The sequence below is a fragment of the Brevundimonas sp. TWP2-3-4b1 genome (assembly GCF_049897665.1).
Taxonomy (GTDB): Bacteria; Pseudomonadota; Alphaproteobacteria; order Caulobacterales; family Caulobacteraceae; genus Brevundimonas; species Brevundimonas subvibrioides_B.
In genome coordinates, this window is record NZ_JAFCWQ010000061.1 from 1 (window position 1) to 1,513 (window position 1,513).

Sequence of the window (1,513 nt, forward strand, 5' to 3'; positions counted from 1 at the left end):
ACGGTCGCGATGAACGAGGCGTTGGTCCTCAGTTCGCTTCGCCAGCAAGAACTCGTCGGCCTCACAGAGGAGTTAAACGCCAAACTGCGGCGCGAAATCATCGAGCGGAAGTTGGCGGAGGCGACGCTCCACGAGAGCGACGAACGCTATCGCGCCCTGTTCGAGATGGGGCCCGTGGCCATCTATTCCTGCAATGCCTCGGGTGTAATTCAGAATTTTAACCGCCGCTGCGCCGAACTGTGGGGGCGCGAGCCAACGGCAGGGGATAAAGACGAGCGGTTTTCTGGCGCAGTCAAGATGTTCTGGTTGGACGGCGGTTACATGCCCCACGACCAATGTCCCATGGCTGACGTGTTGAGCGGCAAGATACCAGAGGCGCGGGACGTGGAAGTGCAGGTCGAGCGGCCTGACGGCACGCGGATTATCGTGCTCAAGAATATCCGTCCGCTAAAGAACGAGCGCGGAGAAATCACCGGGGCAATCAACAGCTTTTTCGACGTCACCGAGCGCCGGGCAGCACAGGACGCCGTCCGCGCGAGCGAGGCGCGATTTCGGATGCTCTTCGAGTTTATCGACGAGGGCTTCTGCACGCTCGAAAAGCTTGATACCGGCACCGGCGAGCCGAGCGACTTCCGCTACCTCTCTGCCAATGCAGGCTTTGAAAAACAAACCGGTGTCGGCGGCGTCGTTGGCAAGACCGTTCGGGAAGCGTTTCCTGAGGAGCCCCAAGAATGGTTCGACACCTACGACGCGGTCATGGCGACGGGAGAGCCGATCCGTTTCGAGCGCGATCTGGCATCGCAGGGGCGAACCCTGGAGTTGTTCGCCTTTCGCTTCGAGGATGAAGCCGTCCTGAAAGTCGGTGTGATCTTCCTCGACGTGAGCCTGCGCAAACATCATGAGGAACGGCAGGAGCTGCTCCTGAAGGAGATGGATCACCGGATCAAGAACCTGTTCGCCATCGTCGGAGGAATGGTGACGTTGAGCGCTAGGTCAGCGACCACGCCCAAGGAGCTGGCCCAGACCATTCAAGGCCGGCTGAGCGCGCTCGCCAGCGCCCACCAAATGATCAGGCCGGGGCCTTCAGCGGCCCCGGCCACCAAGCGGGAAACCACCTTAGGCGATTTGATCCAAAAGGTTCTCTCGCCCTACGCGGAACTGGCGGGATCAGGCGGCGTCGCACGCACCGAAATCGGCGGGCCGGAAATTGCGGTCGGCGCCGAGGCCGCCACGAACGTCGCGCTCGTGATGCATGAGTTGGCGACGAACGCGGCCAAGTATGGCGCCCTGTCGGTCCCCGGCGGGCGCGTCCGCATTTCGTGGGTGGTAGCCAAGGGGCGCCTCGCTCTTTCGTGGGAAGAAAAGGGCGGGCCCGCGATCACGAACCCACCGGAGCGGGAGGGCTTCGGCAGCGTATTGGCCCGCAGAAGCGTCGAAGGGGGGCTCGGTGGCGACGTAACGTTCCACTGGTATCCCGACGGGTTGGTGGTTCTTGTTTCGGCAGAGACGGAAC

General features: G+C 62.2%; 1 protein-coding gene. It reads left to right on the plus strand.

Features of this window, described 5'->3' with window-relative positions:
- Positions 1–1,513, plus strand: a 1,513-nt coding sequence (locus ACP7A5_RS17910; RefSeq protein WP_426043155.1) for a sensor histidine kinase, incomplete at both ends; no start/stop codon positions are given.